General features: G+C 53.2%; 15 protein-coding genes. 6 read left to right on the top strand and 9 right to left on the bottom strand.

Annotation, left to right across the window (positions count from 1 at the left end; all coding sequences use genetic code 11):
- The first annotated feature begins 31 nt into the window (after positions 1 to 31).
- The 3 genes from H144_RS0105275 to H144_RS0105265 all read left to right on the top strand — a co-directional run bounded on the left by H144_RS0105275 (position 32) and on the right by H144_RS0105265 (position 5952).
- Positions 32 to 1213 (top strand): efflux RND transporter periplasmic adaptor subunit, encoded by a 1182-nt coding sequence (locus tag H144_RS0105275; RefSeq protein WP_019940998.1) that lies wholly within the window; start codon positions 32 to 34, stop codon positions 1211 to 1213.
- Between the two features lie 137 nt (positions 1214 to 1350).
- Positions 1351 to 4509: an efflux RND transporter permease subunit gene (locus tag H144_RS0105270; protein WP_019940997.1), complete on the top strand. Its 3159-nt coding sequence runs from the start codon at positions 1351 to 1353 to the stop codon at positions 4507 to 4509.
- A gap of 21 nt (positions 4510 to 4530) precedes the next feature.
- Positions 4531 to 5952 carry an efflux transporter outer membrane subunit gene (locus H144_RS0105265; RefSeq protein ID WP_019940996.1) on the top strand — a complete coding sequence of 474 codons (1422 nt, stop codon included), beginning with the start codon at positions 4531 to 4533 and terminating at the stop codon, positions 5950 to 5952.
- Between the two features lie 127 nt (positions 5953 to 6079).
- Here H144_RS0105265 and H144_RS33160 read toward each other — a convergent pair whose 3' ends face one another.
- The 7 genes from H144_RS33160 to H144_RS0105230 form a co-directional block, all read right to left on the bottom strand.
- On the bottom strand, positions 6080 to 7546 hold the full coding sequence (locus tag H144_RS33160; protein WP_019940995.1) for a hypothetical protein: 1467 nt from the start codon (positions 7544 to 7546) through the stop codon (positions 6080 to 6082).
- 130 nt (positions 7547 to 7676) lie between these two features.
- Positions 7677 to 8351 (bottom strand): ribose-5-phosphate isomerase RpiA, encoded by a 675-nt coding sequence (rpiA, locus tag H144_RS0105255; protein WP_019940994.1) that lies wholly within the window; start codon positions 8349 to 8351, stop codon positions 7677 to 7679.
- A 30-nt stretch (positions 8352 to 8381) separates the two neighbouring features.
- Positions 8382 to 9446, bottom strand: coding sequence for an NADH:flavin oxidoreductase/NADH oxidase (locus H144_RS0105250; protein ID WP_019940993.1), 1065 nt, complete (start codon positions 9444 to 9446; stop codon positions 8382 to 8384).
- Positions 9447 to 10115: 669 nt separating this feature from the next.
- Positions 10116 to 11381, bottom strand: coding sequence for an RNA polymerase sigma factor (locus tag H144_RS0105245; protein WP_026350427.1), 1266 nt, complete (start codon positions 11379 to 11381; stop codon positions 10116 to 10118).
- On the bottom strand, positions 11356 to 11691 hold the full coding sequence (locus tag H144_RS0105240; protein ID WP_019940991.1) for a YciI family protein: 336 nt from the start codon (positions 11689 to 11691) through the stop codon (positions 11356 to 11358). Before H144_RS0105240 ends, H144_RS0105245 begins: the two co-directional genes overlap by 26 nt.
- Positions 11692 to 11772: 81 nt before the next feature.
- On the bottom strand, positions 11773 to 12225 hold the full coding sequence (locus tag H144_RS0105235) for a carboxymuconolactone decarboxylase family protein (RefSeq protein WP_019940990.1): 453 nt from the start codon (positions 12223 to 12225) through the stop codon (positions 11773 to 11775).
- An 84-nt stretch (positions 12226 to 12309) separates the two neighbouring features.
- Positions 12310 to 13992: a T9SS type A sorting domain-containing protein gene (locus tag H144_RS0105230; RefSeq protein ID WP_019940989.1), complete on the bottom strand. Its 1683-nt coding sequence runs from the start codon at positions 13990 to 13992 to the stop codon at positions 12310 to 12312.
- 171 nt (positions 13993 to 14163) lie between these two features.
- On the opposite strand from H144_RS0105230, the gene H144_RS0105225 reads away from it, so the two are divergent.
- Positions 14164 to 14601 carry an RrF2 family transcriptional regulator gene (locus tag H144_RS0105225; RefSeq protein WP_026350426.1) on the top strand — a complete coding sequence of 146 codons (438 nt, stop codon included), beginning with the start codon at positions 14164 to 14166 and terminating at the stop codon, positions 14599 to 14601.
- 56 nt (positions 14602 to 14657) lie between these two features.
- The gene (gene hmpA, locus H144_RS0105220; RefSeq protein ID WP_019940987.1) at positions 14658 to 15860 is read left to right on the top strand and encodes an NO-inducible flavohemoprotein; all 1203 of its coding nucleotides are present in this window, start codon (positions 14658 to 14660) and stop codon (positions 15858 to 15860) included.
- Here hmpA and H144_RS0105215 read toward each other — a convergent pair.
- Complete coding sequence (locus tag H144_RS0105215) at positions 15853 to 16260, bottom strand: DoxX family protein (RefSeq protein ID WP_019940986.1); 408 nt, start codon at positions 16258 to 16260, stop codon at positions 15853 to 15855. The two genes, hmpA and H144_RS0105215, sit on opposite strands and share 8 nt — an antisense overlap.
- A gap of 125 nt (positions 16261 to 16385) precedes the next feature.
- Between H144_RS0105215 and H144_RS0105210 the strand changes: the two genes are divergently transcribed.
- Positions 16386 to 16721 (top strand): winged helix-turn-helix transcriptional regulator, encoded by a 336-nt coding sequence (locus H144_RS0105210; protein ID WP_019940985.1) that lies wholly within the window; start codon positions 16386 to 16388, stop codon positions 16719 to 16721.
- A 75-nt stretch (positions 16722 to 16796) separates the two neighbouring features.
- Here the strand turns inward: H144_RS0105210 and H144_RS0105205 are convergent, their stop codons facing one another.
- Entirely contained in the window at positions 16797 to 21026 is a 4230-nt protein-coding gene (locus tag H144_RS0105205) for a T9SS type A sorting domain-containing protein (RefSeq protein WP_157504445.1), read from the bottom strand.
- Between the last annotated feature and the right edge of the window lies 1 nt (position 21027).

The raw sequence follows: 21027 nt of genomic DNA, 5'->3' as shown, positions 1-21027 counted from the left end.
CTGATTATCACCGCAAAAGAAGTCCACATCCATGAAAAAGGTCCAATTAAAAACAGCAAAAAGGCTAACTGCACTCCTATTTCTAGCCGCAGGTTCCGCTGCAATTTACAGCTGCGGATCGTCCACTGCCAACGCGCCCGCTACCGCACCGCCCGCCCAGGCGCTACCGGTGTTAGAGGTGAGCGACCACGAAGTTACTTCGCACCGTGAGTTTACGGCTTCCATTCAGGGTAGCCGAGATATCGAAATCCGCCCGCAGGTGGATGGTTACCTGGATCGTATCTCTGTCGACGAGGGTGCTTATGTCCGTAAAGGTCAAGTGCTTTTCCATATCGATGCCCGGCCATACGCCGAGCAGCTGAACAATGCGAAAGCGATTCTCCAATCGGCAAAGGCTTCACTCGAAAGCGCTTCGATCAACGTGGAGAAACTAACACCGCTAGTTGCTAACAAAGTTGTTTCCGACGTTCAGCTGAAAACTGCGAAGGCTGCATATGATGCCGCGAAGGCGAATGTTGCCCAGGCGCAGGCTGCCGTGGATGCCGCGAAGATCAACGTGGGGTACACTTCCATTACGGCACCGGCCGACGGCTATATCGGAACGATTCCGTTCAAAACCGGCAGCCTCGTGGGCAAAGGTACCACCGACGCGCTGACCGTCCTTTCCGAAACGAAAGACATTCACGTATACTTCTCGATGAGCGAGCTGGATTTCCTCGATTTCAAGCAGGAATTTGACGGCAACACCATCGAACAGAAGATCAAACAGATCCCGGCTGTGGAACTGGTACTCGCCGACAACAGCGTTTACCCGCAAAAAGGAAAAGTCCAAATCGTTGAAGGCCAATTCGATAAGACCATGGGGGCGATCAACTTCCGCGCGACTTTCCCGAATGGGAACGGCTTGCTGCGCTCCGGAAATACAGGCAGGATCCGTATTCCGCACAAGCTCGCGAAATCGGTACTGATCCCCCAGGAAGCGACTTTCGAATTGCAGGACAAGGTGTTCGTTTACACCGTGCTCGACAGCAACAAAGTGGAAGGCCGCCCCGTGACGGTTGCAGACCGCAGCGGACGCTACTACCTGATTTCCAAAGGTTTGAAGCCGGGTGAAAAGATCGTATACGCCGGTATGGACAGGCTTAGAGACGGAATGGCCATTGCGCCGCAGAAAATGTCGATGGACAGCCTGCTGCACGCCAACCCGATTTAAGTACCAGGGCGCAAAAGGTTTACAACTATCTACACCAATTGACTGAGCACCATCGCGTTGCAAAATGCGATGGCCAGCTCCCGCTTTGCCAAAACACTCGAAAATGAGCCCCGCGAACGGGGACAAATCCAAATTTTATGTTTCAGAAATTTATTGAAAGGCCCGTCCTTTCGACGGTAATATCCATCCTGATATTACTACTCGGGATCATATCGCTTACCACACTGCCCATCACCAAATTCCCCGATATCGCGCCGCCTACCGTACAGGTAACCGCAGTATACCCGGGTGCGAATGCCGAGGTGGTGGCCCGCGCCGTAGCGACGCCCATTGAAGAGGCCGTGAACGGGGTCGAGAATATGACCTACATGACGTCGTCGTCCAACAACGACGGTACCATGGCCCTGAACGTGTACTTTAAACAGGGTACCGACCCTGATATCGCCGCGGTGAACGTTCAAAACCGCGTTTCAAAAGCTGTAAGCCAGATTCCGCAGGAAGTAGTGCAAGCCGGTATCTCTACGCAAAAGCAGCAGAACTCGATCATCATGTTTGTGGCGCTTTCGAGCGAAGACAGCACTTACGACGAGACGTTCCTTTTGAACTACATTAAAATAAACCTCGTACCTCAGCTCCAACGTATACCGGGGGTCGGTCAGGCGCAGCCGTTCGGCACGCGTGACTACTCGATGCGCATCTGGCTCAAACCCGACCGCCTGGCGGCATTGGGACTTTCGCCTCAGGAAGTGACCGGCGCCATCCGCGAGCAGAGCCTTGAAGCCGCTCCGGGCCGTCTGGGCGAAGCGAGTAAAGAGGTTTTTGAATATGTTTTGAAATACAAAGGAAAACTCACGCAAAACAAAGAGTACGAGGACATTATCATCAAGGCAAACAGCGATGGTTCCGTCATTCGCCTCAAAGACGTTGCACGGGTTGAGTTCGGTTCTTACACCTATTCTTCCAATGGTAAACTCGACGGTAACGCATCGTCCGGTGTGGCTGTGTTCCAGACCGCCGGTACTAATGCCAACGACATCCTGATCCAGGCCGAAAAACTCGTGGGCGAATTTTCTAAAACGCTCCCCAAAGGACTGAAAACGACCATTATGTACAACTCGAAGGACTTCCTCGACGAGTCGATCAACCAGGTCCGTTCGACGCTTTTGGAAGCATTCATCCTCGTATTTATCGTCGTATTCATATTCCTGCAAGATTTCCGTTCGACATTGATCCCGGCCATTGCGGTACCGGTGGCGATCGTCGGTACGTTCTTCTTCATGCAGCTCTTCGGATTTACGATCAACTTCCTGACTCTCTTTGCGTTGGTACTCGCGATCGGTATCGTGGTGGATGATGCCATTGTCGTCGTCGAGGCCGTCCACTCGAAAATGGAACGAACGAACCTGGGCGCCAAGCCCGCCACTATCGAGTCCATGAATGAGATTTCGGGCGCGATCATTTCAATCACCCTCGTCATGGCCGCGGTTTTCGTACCGGTTGGTTTCATGCAGGGACCAGCGGGGGTATTTTACCGGCAGTTTGCATTTACATTGGCCATCGCCATTCTCATTTCCGCATTGAACGCGTTGACACTCAGTCCTGCGCTTACTGCGCTTTTCCTGAAAAATCCGCATGCGGAAGAAGGGCATGACGGTAAACGCAAGGGTTTTGCAGCCCGCTTCTTTGCCGCATTTAATGCAGGTTTCGAATCGATGACGGGCCGCTACGTGAAAAGCCTGCAATTCCTGATCCGCCAGAAATGGGTAACCATCGTTGGGCTGATCGTGATCTCGGGCACGACGTTCTGGCTGACCAAAACGACTCCTACCGGCTTCATTCCTACCGAAGATCAGGGCTTTCTCCTGTACGCGCTCAACACGCCTCCGGGCAGCTCGCTCGACCGCACGTCGAAAGCGATGGCGCAGGTGGACAGCATTGTGAAAAAGTCGCCGATCGCCGACCACCGCTACATCGTGGAAGGTATGAACATCATTTCCAACTCGAACGCGTCGCCTTACGGGGTAGGGTTCATCCGCATGAAACCGAAAGAGGAACGCGGTGAGGTACAAGACTTTAACCAGATCGTAGGGATGATGTCGCAGCAGGTGCGGTCGGTGAACGACGCGAATGCGTTCTTCTTCACCTTCCCTACCGTGGACGGGTTCGGTAACGTCAGTGGTTTCGAGTTTATGCTCCAAGACCGTGGAAACGGTTCTTTGGAAAAGCTCAGCACGACGACCAACGCATTCCTAGGCGCATTGATGCAGCGTCCTGAAATCGCTTATGCATTCACTACTTTCGCAACCGGTAACCCGCAATTTCAGCTGGAAATCGATAATGCCAAGGCCAAACAGCTGAATGTACCTGTGAACGACCTGCTGCAAACGCTGCAAATCTACTACGGTTCAAGTTTCGTGTCGGATTTCAACCGGTTCGGTAAGTACTACCGCGTGATGGCGCAGGCCGACCCGCTGTACCGCCAGAACCCGCAGTCGCTGGATGGTATTTATGTTAAAAACACCGAAGGTGAAATGGTGCCGGCCAACCAGCTTGTGAGTTTGAAACGCGTATTCGGGCCTGAAACCGTGACCCGCAACAACCTGTACAATGCCGTAATGATCAACGGAACGCCGAAACCGGGTTACAGTACCGGTGACGCCATCCGCGCCGTGCAGGAAACCGCCGACAAGGTTTTGCCGAACAATTACAAAACGGAATGGACCGGTATGACGCGTGAAGAGATCAACTCGGGCTCGCAGATCATTCTGATCTTCGTATTGAGTTTGGTATTCGTATACTTCCTGCTCGCAGCACAGTACGAAAGCTACATCCTGCCGCTGGCCGTGATCCTGACAATCCCGCTGGGTGTATTCGGATCGATGGTATTCATCAACTGGATGGGCATTGAAAACAACATTTACGTGCAGGTCGGTTTGATCATGCTCGTGGGTCTGCTCGCGAAAAACGCGATCCTGATCATCGAGTACGCCGTTCAGCGCCGCGAGGCGGGGATGAGCATTGTCGACTCCGCATTGGAAGCGTCGCGCTTGCGTCTGCGCCCGATCCTGATGACCTCGTTCGCATTCATTGTGGGCCTTTTGCCGCTGATGCGTGCAACCGGTGGGTCAGCGCTCGGTAACCGTTCGATCGGTACCGGTGCCGTGGGCGGCATGCTTACCGGGGTGATCTTCGGTGTGTTCGTAATACCCGTACTGTACGTGATCTTCCAGTATTTGCAGGAAAAAGTCGTCAAAAAACCGGTTAAACCGGAACTGGCCGAGGCGGAAGCGCACTAGTCTTTTTATTAGAATAACATCATGAAAAATACATTCAGATTAACGCAAATACCCGTTCTGATCCTGCTGGTAACCCTACTCGCCTCTTGCAAGGTGAGCAAGGACTACCAGCGCCCGGAACTGGCACTGCCCAATGAATACCGCAATGTACCTTATGGCGACACCGCCACCATCGCGGACATGGGCTGGAAGGAATTCTTCCCCGATACCACGCTGCAACACCTCATCGAACGCGGTATTGCCTACAATTATGACCTGCAAATCGCCCTGAAACGCATCGATATCGCGCAGCAGCAAGTGAAACAGGCCAGAATGCTGCAACTCCCCCGCCTCGACCTGCGCGTGGCCGGCACGTACAACCGCCCGTCGAGCAACAGCTTGAACGGGATCAGCGCAAGCAGCTTCCTCGGTGCGAAACACATCGAGAATTACATTGCCGGTGTTGACTTGTCATGGGAAGCCGATATCTGGGGCAAAATCCGCCGCCAGCAGCAAGCGACCATGGGCCAGTACCTGCAAACCTACGAGGCGACCAAAGCCGTACAAACCCGACTGGTAGCCGACATCGCCAGAGGTTTTTTCAATCTGTTAATGCTGGACAAACAGCTGGAAGTGGCGAAACACAACCTCGAACTGAGCAATAACACATTGAAACTCACAAACCTGCTGAAAGACGCCGGCGAAGTGACGTCCCTCTCCGTGCAGCAATCGGAAGCGCAGCGCGAGGCCATTGCGTTGCTCATCCCGCAACTCGAACAGGACATTACCATCCAGGAAAATGCATTGCAGGTCCTGACCGGACAAATGCCCAATGCCATTGAGCGGAAGGTTAAACTCGCTGATTTCAAGGCGAACGACAGTCTCGCTACCGGTGTTCCTGCCGCATTGGTAAGCCGCCGTCCCGATGTGCGTGCCGCCGAAATGTCGGTACTTGTTGCCAATGCGCAGCTCGGTGTAGCGCAGGCGAGCATGTATCCGTCGCTCATCATCTCCGCCAGCGGGGGGATCGAATCGTTCAAATCGAGCAACTGGTTCAATATTCCGGGATCGCTGTTCGGCATTGCTGCCGGTACCATTGCCCGGCCGATATTTGCCCGCCGCCAGCTGAAAACCAACCTGGAAGTGGCCAAAATCGAGCGGGAACAATCGGTACTCGAATTCCGCCAGTCGGTACTGAATGCCGTCGGCGAAGTTTCGAATTCATTGGTCCAAACCAAAAAACTGAAAGAGCAGGAAGCGATCGCCAGCAACCAGGTGAATATCCTGACGCAGGCTATTTCCAATGCGCAATTGCTTTACCAAAGCGATATGGCCAATTACCTGGAAGTGATCACCGCGCAAGGCAATGCCTTGCAGGCCGAACTCAACCTCGCATTCATCCGCAGCCAGTCGCTCGTAGCGCGGGTAGACCTCTACCGCAGCCTGGGCGGCGGTTGGAAATAATATTCCAAATCAGACTGGTACACACTATGGATAAGCATCTTTGTTAAGTGTAGTTAAGCGCAAAAAGCCGTCAGACAAGATCCGACGGCTTTTGTATTTATAAGCACCCATTAATATTCTCTATCGGCTATTCTCGTTCGATGTTCACCGTGAGGTAATGCGGCAACGTTTTCATCGCCACCTCTAACGACACAGTATTTCGCCGCTGCGTTGCCTTGTCGGGCAGGTAATAGTTGTAGTTTTTAAAAAGATAATAGGCAATGGCGCGGTTGTAGTCGTCCAGGCCGGGATCGGTGATCATGTCCATGATCCTCGCCTCCATTTCCTTCGCATTCACGCTCTCCGTAATCGACCGCCCGATCCTGCCTACCGACCCGAAATAATGGTTGCCGTTCACATTACCGGCCCGGAGCACGATGCCCATCATGAGGTCGGGCACGTTAATATCCAGTACTTCCAGCTCGCGGATGTACGTTTTCCGGCCCTCCTGCGCCCAGCTTCCGTCGGAAACACGTTCGAAATAGTCGTTCATGATATCGAGGTGCGCACGGAGGAAAATGTCCCATTGGATCGTTTCGGCCGAAAGGCGGGCAATGTTCATGGCATGTATGCGCGGGCTGTCGTCCATACTGCACCCGCCTACGACAATGCGGTTGCGTTTGAGCTGCAATGCGAGTTCAGGCGAATGGTAACGTTCGATGTACTCGTCGATATAGTCGTTGTCGCTGCCGAGCTGCTTCGCTTCCTCCACCGCGGCGGCAAACAGTTCCCTGAACTTCGACGACGCTTTTTGCAGGCTATCGACGCGGTGCGCGCGCTGTGCTTCCCATGCATTGCTCGCTTCGACCCATTCCTGTATTTCCTTGTCGGTCATTTTTTGCTTCCCTCTTTGTCGCGGGAAAACTTCCAGGATGTATCCATTCAGCGCGTCGGCCGCAGGGTGCAGTTTGGACAGGTAAGTCCTGCCTGCATGCTCCGCCTTTTCTGTAAAAATCCGGCTTGTCGTATCCACGAGACAGTCGACGTACTGAATCCAGCGCCCGTATTTTTCAGGAATCGGCCTCTGGGCAGGGTTTTCCGTAAAATAAAAAGCCTGCACGCTTCCCTCGCCGTATTTGTCAAAACTGGTTACCCATTTGCCGCGAAGATCGCCCAAAGCCTCGGCAGTATCTTTGGGCACTTCAAGACTGTAAGAGCCCTTTCCATTGACATTTGAAAAGGCAACGATCGGCTCGTGCGTTTTGTAATCCTTGCCGTCGTAGGCGACGGTTAGCAGATCGGGATCGACGGTGGCCATCGGGTAACGCGCCAGGAAACGGTCGTAGGAAATCCCCGCCTCCATATCGGCCAATGCGGTTTTCGATTGCAAGCCTTCGAGCGAAATGTGATGCGCCCGGGCCTGCGGTTTGGAAAGATAAACCTTGTTGAGGTCGCAAACCTTGAATTTCAGGTTCAGCGAATCGACGATATGCCGGAGCTTGTTCATGGCCGAAGCCGGGTAGAGCATATCGTCCGCGGGACGATCGGTTCCGGGCTTTTGGTAATTGCCGGTCAGCATGACCAGCGAGATAGCGAGTGCGAAGAGTGGTTTCATGATGGCTGGATGGTTAAGCGTAACACTATTACATCGGGAAGAGCGGGACGCGCCGTCGAAAACGCGTCCTGCCCTAACGCCATCACGAAGAAGCAAGGTTTTTGTTATTTAAACAAGAATTATATAAAATTTAATTATATATCTCGAAGCCGTCGTCCACACCCATGATCACCGTCGTGGCGATATCGATAAACAGCCCGTGCTCCACTACGCCAACAATCCGGATAAGTTGCCGGGCCAGCTCCCGCGGGTCTTCAATCAACCCGAAATCGCCGTCAATAAGCATATTACCCTGCTCTGTAACGAGCGGCTTGCCTTCCACGAGGCGTATCCGGCCGATACCATTAAGTTTTTGTATTTGTGCCAAAACATAGTTCTGTGCGTACGGGACCACTTCGATCGGCACTGTAAATTTGCCCAGCAGCCCGACTTTCTTCGTTGAATCCGTAATGATGATCTCCGCCTTCGACAGCGACGCTACCACTTTCTCTTTCAGCAAAAAACTCCCGCCGCCTTTAATCAGCTGCAAATCCTCTGTAAACTCGTCCGCACCGTCGATGGTAATATCGATCGAATCCACATCCTCGATTTTCAGCAATGGAATATTTAGCGACTCCGCCAGTTCGCGGGTCTTTTCGGAAGTCGGGACGCCTTTGATATTCAATCCATTCTTTACCAACTCCCCTATTTCAGCGATGGCAATATATGCGGAACTGCCTGAGCCGAGGCCGACGATCTGGCCGTCGGAGAGGTATTTGACCGCTTCTTTGGCGGCTAGTGTTTTTTCGTGTTTGAGGTCTTTCATTTTAATATTTCAAATGCATATACCCTAAAATCACCATTTAGCCCGCTCATACTGTACCGGCCAGGCAATTCCTTCTCTTAAATCGCGCGCGGCTTCCAGCGGGAAATAGGGGTTCCGCAAGATTTCGCGGGCCATGATGATCATGTCCGCATCGCCGTTCACGAGGATGGTTTCGGCCTGGGTGGCGCTCGTGATCATTCCGACGGTGCCGGTCAATATCCCGGTTTCGCGCTTAATGCGGGAGGCGAATGGCAGCTGGTACGCCGGCCCGACGGTGATGTGCTGCGCCAGCGACAAGCCGCCGGTCGAGACGTCGAGCAGGTCCACGCCCTTTTCTTTGAGAATGCCTGCCAGTTGTACGGATTCGTCGGTATTCCAGCCGCCTTCGACCCAGTCGGTGGCCGAAATCCGGGTAAACAGCGGCAGGTCGGACGGCCAGACGGTCTGGATACCGTCGACAATGCGGAGGAGCAAACGGATGCGGTTTTCGAAGCTGCCGCCGTAATCGTCGGTGCGCTGGTTGCTGAGCGGCGAAAGGAACTGGTGCACAAGGTAGCCGTGCGCGGCATGGATTTCGATTACTTTGAAACCGGCCTGCAAAGATCTTTTTGCGGCCGCTGTGAAATCCGCAACGATTTTATCGATTCCTGCTTCGTCCAATGCGGCCGGTTTGGGGTAAGTATCGGAGAACGGTATCGCCGACGGCGCGAATGTCTGCCAGCCGCCCTCGCTCGCAGGCACTTCCGCGCGGCCTTTCCAGGGCACGGCCGTACTGGCCTTCCTGCCCGCATGGGCGAGCTGTACGCCTGGCACGCAGCCCTGCGCGCTGATGAACGCGGTAATCTGCGAGAGCTTTTCGAGGTGCTCGTCTTTCCATATACCCAGGTCTTCCGGCGAAATGCGTCCTTCGGGCGAAACCGCTGTGGCTTCGGTAATGATCAATCCGGCACCCCCGACGGCCCGGCTGCCCAAATGCACGAGGTGCCAGTCGGTGGCGAAGCCGTCGACGGCCGAGTACTGGCACATGGGAGAAACAACGATCCGGTTTTTGAACTGGATGCTTTTGATAGTAACAGGTGAAAATAGCTTTGACATGTTGGTGAGGTTAGATCTGGCTAATATAGAAACTAATTCACCCTACCTGCCCGTTCCCGCTGATTTTGTCTTTTCCCGTGCGAGTGTTGTACGGATCATCTTTTCACGATCAGCAGTGTATGCCGGTACTGATGGCCGGTGGCCGCAACTTTCACCGTCACCGGAAACGCCTTGTCCTCCCGCGTGGTGGTAAACGGGAATTACATTGCTTTCACTATTCTCTTTTTCTTCCGAACGGATTAATTCCCGCTAATCAGGCGTCAGGGCTGCGCCTGGCTCCTGCGCCCTGCGCAGCCGGTCATATAAACTCAGCAGGGATTGGACAGTGAAGGCTCCGGACCGGGCGACAATTTCCGATGATAATCCAGCTCACCGGGCGCAAAATCGGTTTGATGAAGCAGAATATCGCCAGCATTTGATTTTACCTGACCGTAAACGAATTGATTGATCTGCACAATTACCTAGAATGCGAATGCAAACCAAAACTTATAAATCCATAGTTTTTCGCCCATTATACCGACACATTTTAAATGATCATCAAATAAAATGGCACCGGAATATCAATCTGGGATTTGCTTTATGTTTCTAAAAAAATAAACCCAAAACAATCCCAAACCGAAAGAAATGATCAACCGGCAGAGATAAATAATCAGGTGAATGGAACTTGAATCAGGACTTGCTTTCCAGGCGCCGGATATTGCGGAATAGTATCGCTTTATCCGCTTCTGAATGTGCCAGTTTGACGGCCGTTTCGTAATGCGCGACGGCCTGGGCGTGGTCGATGCCGGTGTAGAGGTTGCCCAGCAGCGAGTAGTAGAAGTGATTGCCTGTCAGGTTCAGCTGCAACGCATCCCGGATAGCGGAATCCTTCCCCTGCACTTTCGCGAGGGCGTAAATGCGGTTCAATGCCGCTATGGGCGAGTATTCAATCGCCAGCAGGTGATCGTACAGGTCGAGAATGTGCGCCCACTTTTCGGGCGAATCTTCCTTGTGGGTATGCCAGTACGCGATGGCGGCTTCGAGGTGGTAGCGGGTCAGCTTTTCGCCGGCGGATGCACGGGCCAGGTAGTAAGCGCCGCGATCGATAAGGTCGCGGTTCCATAGCGATTCGTCCTGGTCTTCGTAAAGCACCATCTCGCCGTTCGCATTGGTGCGCGCCTCGAAACGCGACGAATGGAAGCACATCAGCGAAAGCAATGCGCTCACTTCCGGCCGGTCGGTATGGTTGTTTTCGGCCAGCAGGAAAGTGAGGCGCATGGCTTCGGCGCAGAGCTCTTTCCGCAATGTGGTATTTTGTGAAATGGAGTAATACCCCTCCGAATACAGCAGATATAAGGTCGTTAGCACGGTTTCCAGCCGCTCGCCGATCTCGCTCACCCCTGGTTGCGCAATCCGGATCCGGCCTTCTTTAAGCTTTTCCTTCGCGCGCTGGATACGTTTGTACACTACTTCCTTATTGAGCAAAAACGCATCGGCGATCTCCTGCACGCCGAAACCGCAAAGCAGATTCAGCGCCAGGGCCACCTGCGAATCGCTGGGGATCAGCGGGTCGCACACGGCGAAAATCATCGCAAGCTGGCTGTCGGTAATGTTTTGCGGCGACATGTCTATATCTATTTCCTCGTTCTTTTCCATCGAATACCGCACCTCCGACGCTACTTTCTGCTCGAAGATCGCATTTCGTTTCAGGTGATTTTTAGTGCGGTTTTTGGCTACGGTGTAGAGCCAGGCCACGGGGTTCTCGGGCACGCCTTTGATTGCCCAGGTTTCCGCGGCAGCCAGAAACGTGTCGCTCGCAATATCCTCGGCAATTTCGACGTGCTCGATCCCGAAAAGGTAACAAAGTACGGCCACCAGCTTCCGGTATTCGGTCCTGAAAAGGTGCGGCAGCAGCTCTTTTTCCTCCATTTTATAATGCCTTACGGATCTCCACATTCCCCCCGACTTCCAATACGGGCACTCCCAGGGCTATCTCGGCAGCCTCTTCGTAACTGGCCGCACGGATAATCACCATTCCGCCGATCGACTCCTTGATTTCGGCATAGGGCCCATTCAGCACCGTTTTCCGGCTGTCTACCACCAGGCCTTCCCAATCCCATTTCCGCCTGAGCACGATCCGGTCTTCGGCGGCCATCTTTTCGTACCAGGTATGCCATTTTTTAAAGTGCTCCTGCAACTCATCGGGCGAAGGCTGGTTTTCCCTATCCGTGAAATCGCGTCGGAATACTAATAAGAACTCGTCCATAACAGGATATCGGTTTAATATAGTCCAATGATCTTTTCAACGCGTAAGCTAATAAGAAATTTGCGGTTCATCCGGGCGGTGTCAGCCGAACATACCCACACGGTAAGTGCCCACTTCGCCGGGGAACGCGATGTTGAGGCGGTTCCAGGTGTTGATTGTCGTGACCACCATCGTCAGGTCCACGAGTTCTTCTTCCGTAAACTGCGCTGCCGCTTCCCGATACACGTCGTCCGTCACGTGCGCGGCCGTCACCGCCTCTGCCCAGGCGAATGCGGCACGCTCGCGATCGGTGTAATAAGGCGTTTCGCGCCATGCGCTTAGTCCGTACAGGCGCTGCTCGGTTTCACCCATTGCGCGGAGCTCTTTGGAATGCATATCGAGGCAGTATGCGCATTGATTGATCTGCGACACCCGGAAATCCACCAGCTCCATCAAATGGCGATCGATTGGTGATTTTTTGAGGTATCCGTTCATGCTAAAAAGCGGTTTCATGGCATTCTGTCCTTTTTCGAAGAAATTAAGTCTGGTTTTCATCTTGGTCTATTTTTAAGTTAAAAAACCTAATGACAACCTGATTTCAGGATCTGGACAGGATCGGGAAAAAATTTTTAGTTTTTTTCAAAACACTACAATGCGCTGCTGTTCTACCACTCCGCCGTGCCGTGTAACCTGCACCTGGTAAGTACCGGAACCCAGGTCCCTGACCGGGAGCATTTGCGGTACGCGGCTCGTTTCATACACCTTTTTGCCGGTTGCATCGATGATCCGGAGCAGCATCGCGTCTTTGCTGTTCTGGACAAAAAGGATATCCGCAACGGGATTCGGGTAAACGACGGCTCGCACAAGGTTTTCAAATTTCAATGGCTCGATATGGCTGTACGTGAAGGTTCCGTCCAGATCCGCCATTTTGAGCCGGTAATAATTGATCCCGTTCACGGGCGCCGTATGCGTCCATTCGTAGTTCACCACCGCATGGCTCTCCCCTTTCGCCTGCTGCCCGCCGACGCGGTGCCAGACTTTGGCGTCGAAGCTGTGTTCTATTTCAAAAAAGTCGCTGTTCTTTTCTTCCGCCGTGGCCCATTGCAGCACGGCCGTTCCCCGCTCTGCCTTGGCCTTGAAATGCGCCAGCGTCACCGGAAGCGCCGCGCATGAGGCCTCTACCGCAGCCTGGCTCTGGCAGCCCGGCCCATTGCCGCTGATCGTCGCCTCGTTGGCGCTCGTGAAGTCGCATACCGCGGCCACTGCGCAGGAAGTTAGCCTGGCATTGTCGCGGATCACCAGGCCGCCGATAGTGAGCGCGGCTACCCTGCCGGTGCTGGACGCGGTGCCCAGATGCGAAAGGCTCTGCAACTCGGGATTGTCGCTGATTTGCAGCCACCCTGCTGTCGCCAGGTTATCCAGCCCCGCCAGGTCGGTCAGCAATGCATTGCCGCGGATAATGAAGTTCGTGGCCGATACCAGGTTATGCAGCCCGTTCAGGCTGGTGAGGCCGCTGCTCTCGCCGACCACCAGCCAATACACCGACCGCACATTTTCCAGCCCCGACAAGTCCGTCATCGCATTATTAGCGCTTAGATAAGCCTCGCTGAGGTAGTTGAGGTTCGTCAGACCATTAAAACTGGTCAGACTTTTATTGGAACTGACATTCATCTGCCACGTAACGGACGTCAGGCTCTCCAACCCGGAAAAGTCGGTTAACGCATCATTTTCGCCTATATTGATCCGGCTCACACTCGTTAAACTGCTGAGCCCGCTGAAATTCACGAGGCTTTTGTTCGAGCTGATCGACAGCAGGTCGCTGACCGTTGCCAAACTGCCCAGGCCCGACAGGTTTGCCAGCAGATCATTATTAGTGATGTAAAATTGATTCGCGCCCGTAAGACCGTCCAATCCTTTCAGATTCACCAGGTTCTTATTATAACGGATATGCAGGGATCCGGAAACCGTATTCAGCTTTTCCAATCCGGCGAGGCTTGTCAGCAAGTCGTTGGTATAAATAAGCAAATGCTGGGTGCCGGTCAGGTTTTTCAGCCCGTTCAGGCTTGTCAGGGCCGGGTTGTTCTGGATCGTCAGCTTACCGTTGATCGTCTGGATATGCTGCAACGGGCTGAGGTCGGTGATATCGGCACCGGAAACGGTAATGTCGCCATTGATAGTCGTACAAGCCGAACTGAATGCATTAACGGAAGCCTGGGATGTGAGGCGTAAATTGACGAATGTGCAGGTTTGTGCGTGCAGGACGGAGAAAACGAAAGCGTTGAGCAAACATACCAGCGCCAGCCGGGATAGAGATGTTTTCATGAGTAGTAAAGATTAACGTTGAGTATTGGGTCGAAGATAACTGATTTACAAAGTGATAGTTATTCGGAGAAAAATTAATTTTACATAATAAAAGATAAAAAACTCCTCTATTATAAAATCCTGCATTACCTTTGTATCCAGGTAAGCAACCCGGTGCCGGGGATCAGTCAAATGGGAGTATTTTCGAAAACATGTGAGTATGCGATGCGGGCGGTATTTTACATCGCGCAAAGCTCGGAAGAAGGCCGGAAGGCCGGCATCCGGGAGATTGCGGAGCATATCAATTCTCCGGAACCATTCCTGGCTAAGATCCTTCAAAAACTGAGCAAAGACGGTTTGGTGCTTTCGTCGAAAGGCCCGAACGGCGGCTTCTACCTCGATTCCAGCGGATTGAAACGCCCTCTGGCCGACATTGTGCAGGCCATCGAGGGCGACAGCATTTTCAATGGCTGCGGAATGGGGCTTAGCTACTGCTCAGAGGCAAATCCGTGCCCGCTGCACGACGATTTCAAGAAGATCAGAGCGCAGATCGTCGTCATGCTGCGTGGAACGTCCATCGGCCAGTTCAACGAAGGGCTCATCCAGGGACAGCTTACCCTGAACAAATAATATTTTTTTACCCAAATAAAGGACAAAAATGTCTTTTATTTTAAACACCCAATATCATGTCCCCACAACAAAAAGACCTCGTAAAAGCCACTGTACCAGTACTGAAAGAGCACGGGGTGCTGCTCACGACCCACTTCTATAACCGGATGTTCACGCATAACCCCGAGTTGAAACACCTTTTCAACATGGGTAACCAGCAGAACAAACGCCAGCAGACCGCCCTTGCGATGGCGGTGCTGGCATATGCGGAGCACATCGAGGACCCGTCGGTACTGCTGCCGGTGGTCGATACGATCGGTCATAAGCATGCGAGCCTGCATATCCGCCCCGAGCATTATGCGATCGTGGGCAGGCATCTCATTGCATCCATTGCCGAAGTGCTCGGCGAAGCGGCCACACCCGAATTGCTCGAAGCCTGGACCGTCGCTTACACCCAGCTGGCTGGCCTGATGAGCGGCCGCGAACAGCAAATTTATGACGAAAAAGTGGCCTTGCCGGGCGGCTGGTCGGGCTGGCGGCCATTTGTGGTGCGCAAAAAAGTGCGGGAGTCCGAGGAAATCACATCCTTCTACCTCTACCCTGTCGACGGCGGCGCGGTAGCCGATTTCAAGCCTGGCCAATACATCAGCCTGCGCCTTTTTTTGCCTGAATACAACCTGCAACAACCCCGGCAGTACAGTCTGTCGAGCGCGCCAAACGGCGAACACTACCGCATTTCCGTGAAACGCGAGGCCGGCAGCCAGCATCCCGACGGCATGATCAGCAACCGCCTGCACGACTTTGTAGAGCCGGGTGATATGATAGACCTATCGGCCCCGTCGGGCAACTTTACATTAAAAGCCGGCGATGGCAAGCCGCAGGTATTCATCAGCGGGGGCGTGGGCCAAACACCCCTCATGGCGATGCTCGAAAGCCTCGTACGCACGGACGCCAGCACGCCTATCACCTGGGTACACGGGTGCAAAAACGAGCGCGTCCATGCATTTAAGGCGGATCTGAACGCCATTGCCGAGCAGGTAGCACGTGTGGAAAAGCACTTTTTCTACGATTCCGCCGAAAGCCTTTCCCATAACGAATACCTCGGCTGGGTGTCGCTGGACCAGCTTCCGGCCGAAACGCTGCATCCCGAAGCCGAATACTACATATGCGGACCGGGCCCGTTCATCCGCCAGCATTACCGCTACCTGGTGGACCGGGGCATCGATAAGGCCAACATTCATTTCGAAGAATTCGGGCCGCTGTCATTGTCTGTCAACTAGCCCGGCACGGGGAGGCAGACTGTCCCCGCCTCCCCCAGGCCACAAATGCCGCCAACAGGCCGAAGGCGGCATTGAATACCGGCGATTCGCCCCGCGAAAGGTGAAAGAACATGGCACATACCATGAGCAGCACCAGGCCCACGGCCGCCGCGAACGTCAGCGCCGGGCCGACGCGCAGCAGTGCCGGTAGTACCAGCCCGATACCCGCCAGCAAATCCAGAGTGCCCGTGAGCTTCACCAGCACGGGCGGTACCTGCCCCGCCCACGGCCACATGGCCGCCAGCGCCTGCGGGGATTGGAACAATTTCATGTAAGCCGCCCACACGAGCGTGACCGATAGCAGCGCCTGCACTACCCAAAGGGTGCTATGCATGGTTTTGGAAGTTTTGTCGATTGCCATATTCCGTTGTTTTTGTGATTGGGCAAAAGTATCTACCTTAGCTATCCGTCCGATAGTACTTTCCGCATTGGATAGTACTATCCGAATGGGTAGTAATGGAGAACCCGCATTCATTTCGATATAACATGCTTACAGGAAACGGCTGCCCTAAAACCGCATTATCCATTCGCGACGCGCTCGAAGCGCTGGAAGGGCGGTGGAAACTGCTCATCCTTTTCGCCCTGTCGTCCGGCCCGAAACGTTTCAAACAACTCGCGGCTGAGGTGACCGGCATTACCGACAAAACCCTGTCCAAGGAACTGAAAGCCCTGGAAATGAACCAACTGATTAACCGGAAAGTATTCGACACCTTCCCCCCGACGGTCGAGTATTCCATCACCGAACACGGCGCCTCACTCGAAAAGGTGCTGGAAGAGCTGCATTACTGGGGTTTGGCGCACCGGGCGAAGATTATCGGTTAGCAACTAAAAGGCGTTCACGAAATTCGCAAACGCCTTCCTTACCACAACTATACATGCACTAGCTTACACGAATCATTACCGGCTTATCAAGATCCTCCGGGTTGTTCTGGAGCCATCGGTTTGAGTAATGACTAAATAGTAAATGCCGCTGGAAAATTGATGAACGTCCACAACAGCTTTGAATCCGGATGCCTGATACTTTATTGCCCCGTCTTGCGCCAGGATTTGGATGTTGCGTACCTGCCCAGCATCGTTGACATGAATGTGCAATCGTTCGGAAACAGGGTTGGGATAAATAGTCGGCAATTCTCCCGTGGTTCCGCTTTCAACGACCACCGATTCACCCGACCGGACTTCCGACGCATCGCCCGCAGCTTGCTCCGGCGTCGGTGCCGTGCTATTACCCATCAGGTATGCCGGCAGATAACGCCACGGTCCATACGTCTGCCCTGTCAGCGCCAGCACCGGGTCATATTTAACCCGTACCCGCACCTTCGTCGACGGCCCTTGCTTATCGATGATATTCTTCAACTCGACCCCGGTGGTTCCCAAACTAGTGTAAGCATTCTGAGAATTGGTGGATTGTGTGCTGTTGGTAATACGGTTATTGCTGCCTTTCGAAAAGGCCTGCGCTACCGGCTTCGTTTCCCAGACCAGCTTGCCTTTGTTTCGGCCGGTGAAGGATTTAGCGAACAGGCCCGCACCGAAGTTGTTTTGGGGGAATTGGGTGTGGTTGATCGGGGTTGACAGGTCGGAGGAGTTGTAGAGGCGGAGGTTGTTGCGTGTGCCTAGTGCGCCGTTGCCGTAGTAGATCGATACACGTCCTTCATTGACTTGATTATTATCATACTGATTGGCACTTGTAATAATGTCGCTGAAACCGTCGCCGTTAATATCACCTGCACTTGCGACAGATCCGCCCAAAAAGGCGCTGTTTTGATTGCTTTGAACTAGGATGTCAAACTTATTGCTAAGCCCATTTGGAGAACCGAGATACAAGTAAAACGCTCCTTCATTTTCCTGGCCGTTCGAATATCCATAGCTTCCAATAATTAAGTCACCATAACCGTCGCCGTTTACATCGCCAGCCGTGGAAACTCTGCCAAAATAACTATTAACAACATTGCTCTCGACAATACTTGGAAGAGTGCTGGGTCCCTTGTCTGACCCGTAATAAATAAATATAGCTCCTTCGGCATTTTCCGGATTAGAATATCCTGTTCCCCCAACAGCAATATCTACAAAGCCGTCACCATTTATATCATTGACAGCTATTCTGTCCCCCATGAGGGCTCCTGTGACATTGCTTTGTAAAATCATAGGATTTATCGTATTTAGGCCATTTTGCGATCCATGATAAATTAAGGCTGCCCCCTCGTAGAATTCGCCGTCCTCAAAAAAGGTTGATACTATCAAAATGTCGCTATATCCATCTCCATCTACATCTGATCCACATACCGAGGAGCCGAAATACGGATAGTTTATCTGCCCGGTGATGTTGGTACCGTCGGGATCAATCCCGTCGGCAGAACCATAGTATACCCAAACACGCCCCTCGTCGGAATACTCAAAATCATCAATGTCGTATCCAGATTCTCCCACAACAATATCGCTGTAACCATCTTTGTTCAAGTCTCCTGCGCAGGAGACAGCTGCACCAAGACACGCTTCATGCTGCGTTCCCAAAAGCGTTGTTTGGTTCAAAGTACTGATCCCGGACGGGGAACCGTAAAGGACGCAGGCTTTTCCTTCATTTGCAGATCCGGTATCGTATAGAGGCATTCCTATAATTATGTCTACAAATCCGTCGCCATTCACATCTCCAGCACTTGATACAACCCCCAGGTTTGCGTGTTGCTGATTACTTTCAATAGTTATGTTTGGCTCCGACGATACTCCCTGAATTGAACCATGAAAAATAAAGGCCGCTCCTTCACCAGGTTGTCCATTATCGTAGTTTTTGGCAGATACTATAACATCTCCGAACCCGTCAGCATTGACATCTCCGGCACTTGCCACAGACCAGCCAAATAAGTTTCCCGGAAGATTCATTTCCAAATGACTGACAACGTACTTTCTTATATTCAGCCCACCCCCATACCAAACAAACACACTCCCCTCATCCTTTTGCCCGTGATCAAATGCGTAGCTTCCCACCAGCACGTCACTAAAACCATCGCCATTCACATCCCCGCCCGAAGCCACTGCACTGCCCAGCCACGCGTCCTGCTGATCACTTTCAATCGTGGATGCCGGGGTGGGATTCAAGCCGCCCTGCGATCCCTGGTAGATAAACGCTGCACCTTCGTTGGACTGCCCTTTGTCGTAATAGCGCGCGCCGACGATCAGATCAGCATAGCCGTCGGCATTCACGTCACCCGCGCAGGCGACCGAAAAACCGAATTGCGCTTCTACCTGATCACTTTCAAGTATTTGCGATGCCACCGCACCAATGCCATTCGGGCCGCCGAGGTGTATCATCACCGCACCTTCGTTGCTGCTGCCTTTGTCATACAGGAATGCGCCGAGCGCGACGTCGCTGAACCCGTCGCCATTGATGTCCCCGGCCGAGGAAAGCGCGTGGCCGAGCCGGGCGTCCAGCTGGTTACCCTCGATAATGGTCGGATTGGCGGTGACCGGTCCGCCCGCGGAGCCTTTGTAGATAAATGCGGCCCCTTCATTGGCATGGCCATTGTCGAACAGCCGCGCACCGACCATCACATCGCTGAACCCGTCGCCGTCCACGTCCCCTGCCCCGGCAACCGCGAAGCCCATCATCGCGTCAGGCTGGTTGCATTCGAGAAACGTCACCATGCCTAATCCGTTCGGGGCACCATAGACGAGCACGCCCACGCCTTCATTGGACTGGTCATGATCAAACTGGTGGGCACCAGCCAGTATGTCGGAATAGCCGTCGCCATTGACGTCCCCGGCCATTGCGACCGATACGCCCAAATTAGATTCGGCCTGGTCCAGCTTAAAAATATAGGGATTGTTCGTTACAAGCCCATTTGCCGAACCTTTGTAAATCATTACCGCACCTTCGTTGGAGCCGGACGCGTCGTAAAAAGGGACCCCAACCAGAATATCGGAAAAGCCATCTTTGTTGATGTCGCCGGCGCTGCTTACCGAGTACCCCATTTGTGCATTCGCCTGATTACATTCCAGCACGGTCGCCGCAAGGCTGATGCCGCTTGCAGTTCCCGGATAGAGCAATGCGGCACCCTCGTCGGACTGCCCGTTGTCGTAGTTCGGCGCGCCGACCAGCACATCGCTGTATCCGTCGCCATTGACATCGCCTGCGCTGGCAACCGAAAATCCTGCCCAGGCGTAGCTTTGATTGATTTCCAGTGTTTTATCGGCATTCGCGGGGTTGCCGTTGGTAATGAGCGGATCGATGGTAACGGGATAGGCCGCGTTTTTCACATCGACATTGATTTCAATTTCATTCCCCGAAAGTACCAACCCCGCAGCAAGCAGTTTGCCATTTGCATCCCAGCATTTGAGGTCGTCGTACGTAAGGCGGTCGGTTTGCTTTCCATTGTCGTTGGAATAAAATACGATTTGACCGGCGTCTTCCCGACGTACACGCAAACCATGCGCAGACAGGCGCACGGAGAGTTGCTGCGCGCGCGCCGGCGCCTTATTGACAATAAAATTTTGCCGGACACCCGACGGATTGTTGATGAACTCCTCCAAGAAATCACCGTGTGCAATCCTCAGCGTATCGTTCTGGTTTTCGGCAGTAGCTTCCGGTTTGGCTTTCGCTATCAACATTCCATCGGCATAAATTCCTTCACTGACGATCTCCATGCTAAAATTCTGCCCTGCGGAGTCGATACGGTTCTGAATGGAAAGGCGGCCCGGCCTGTAATAGGCCCTCAGATTGTGACGACGATTAGGGCTTTGCAGCGCATTTCGAACCGAATCGAACGTGATATGGTATTCCCTGTTTGCAATTTCCTGCTGAATGCCGGCTATCGTAGCCGCCGTCGGGCTGATAGCCAGGGAACTATCCGAAATGGCTGCGTGCGTAACGGCCGTATTGACGTCGCCGTGCGTTGAAGCAACCAGCAGCACCAGTGTAGCGATAACCATCGCGGACAGCCCTGAAAAGATCGTGTAGCGTTTTGTCATAATATCATCCGGTTTGAAGTGGAAGGGGCCTTCGGTGAAGGGACTGTAATTTGAAATTGTATTGGTGAGAAATAAAAATCGGATGTCCGATCGGCTGGGAACCGGTGACTCTTCGGAAAATAAAAATGCTCCCCGAATCCCGGGAAGCATTTCAAATGACTTTTCCAAC

It is taken from the genome of Dyadobacter beijingensis DSM 21582, from assembly GCF_000382205.1.
GTDB lineage: Bacteria > Bacteroidota > Bacteroidia > Cytophagales > Spirosomataceae > Dyadobacter > Dyadobacter beijingensis.
The sequence above is the reverse complement of the archived record's forward strand: the minus strand, read 5'-3'. Positions and strand labels throughout refer to the sequence as shown.

What these genes read in the sequence shown, in the direction of transcription:
- H144_RS0105250 (WP_019940993.1), bottom strand. Translation starts at nt 9,446, where the DNA reads ATGTCAAAGCTATTTTCACCTGTTACTATCAAAAGCATCCAGTTCAAA.
- H144_RS33160 (WP_019940995.1), bottom strand. Translation starts at nt 7,546, where the DNA reads ATGAAACCACTCTTCGCACTCGCTATCTCGCTGGTCATGCTGACCGGC.
- H144_RS0105265 (WP_019940996.1), top strand. Translation starts at nt 4,531, where the DNA reads ATGAAAAATACATTCAGATTAACGCAAATACCCGTTCTGATCCTGCTG.
- H144_RS0105240 (WP_019940991.1), bottom strand. Translation starts at nt 11,691, where the DNA reads ATGGACGAGTTCTTATTAGTATTCCGACGCGATTTCACGGATAGGGAA.
- hmpA (WP_019940987.1), top strand. Translation starts at nt 14,658, where the DNA reads ATGTCCCCACAACAAAAAGACCTCGTAAAAGCCACTGTACCAGTACTG.
- H144_RS0105270 (WP_019940997.1), top strand. Translation starts at nt 1,351, where the DNA reads ATGTTTCAGAAATTTATTGAAAGGCCCGTCCTTTCGACGGTAATATCC.
- H144_RS0105235 (WP_019940990.1), bottom strand. Translation starts at nt 12,225, where the DNA reads ATGAAAACCAGACTTAATTTCTTCGAAAAAGGACAGAATGCCATGAAA.
- H144_RS0105225 (WP_026350426.1), top strand. Translation starts at nt 14,164, where the DNA reads ATGGGAGTATTTTCGAAAACATGTGAGTATGCGATGCGGGCGGTATTT.
- rpiA (WP_019940994.1), bottom strand. Translation starts at nt 8,351, where the DNA reads ATGAAAGACCTCAAACACGAAAAAACACTAGCCGCCAAAGAAGCGGTC.
- H144_RS0105245 (WP_026350427.1), bottom strand. Translation starts at nt 11,381, where the DNA reads ATGTGGAGATCCGTAAGGCATTATAAAATGGAGGAAAAAGAGCTGCTG.
- H144_RS0105275 (WP_019940998.1), top strand. Translation starts at nt 32, where the DNA reads ATGAAAAAGGTCCAATTAAAAACAGCAAAAAGGCTAACTGCACTCCTA.
- H144_RS0105210 (WP_019940985.1), top strand. Translation starts at nt 16,386, where the DNA reads ATGCTTACAGGAAACGGCTGCCCTAAAACCGCATTATCCATTCGCGAC.
- H144_RS0105230 (WP_019940989.1), bottom strand. Translation starts at nt 13,992, where the DNA reads ATGAAAACATCTCTATCCCGGCTGGCGCTGGTATGTTTGCTCAACGCT.
- H144_RS0105215 (WP_019940986.1), bottom strand. Translation starts at nt 16,260, where the DNA reads ATGGCAATCGACAAAACTTCCAAAACCATGCATAGCACCCTTTGGGTA.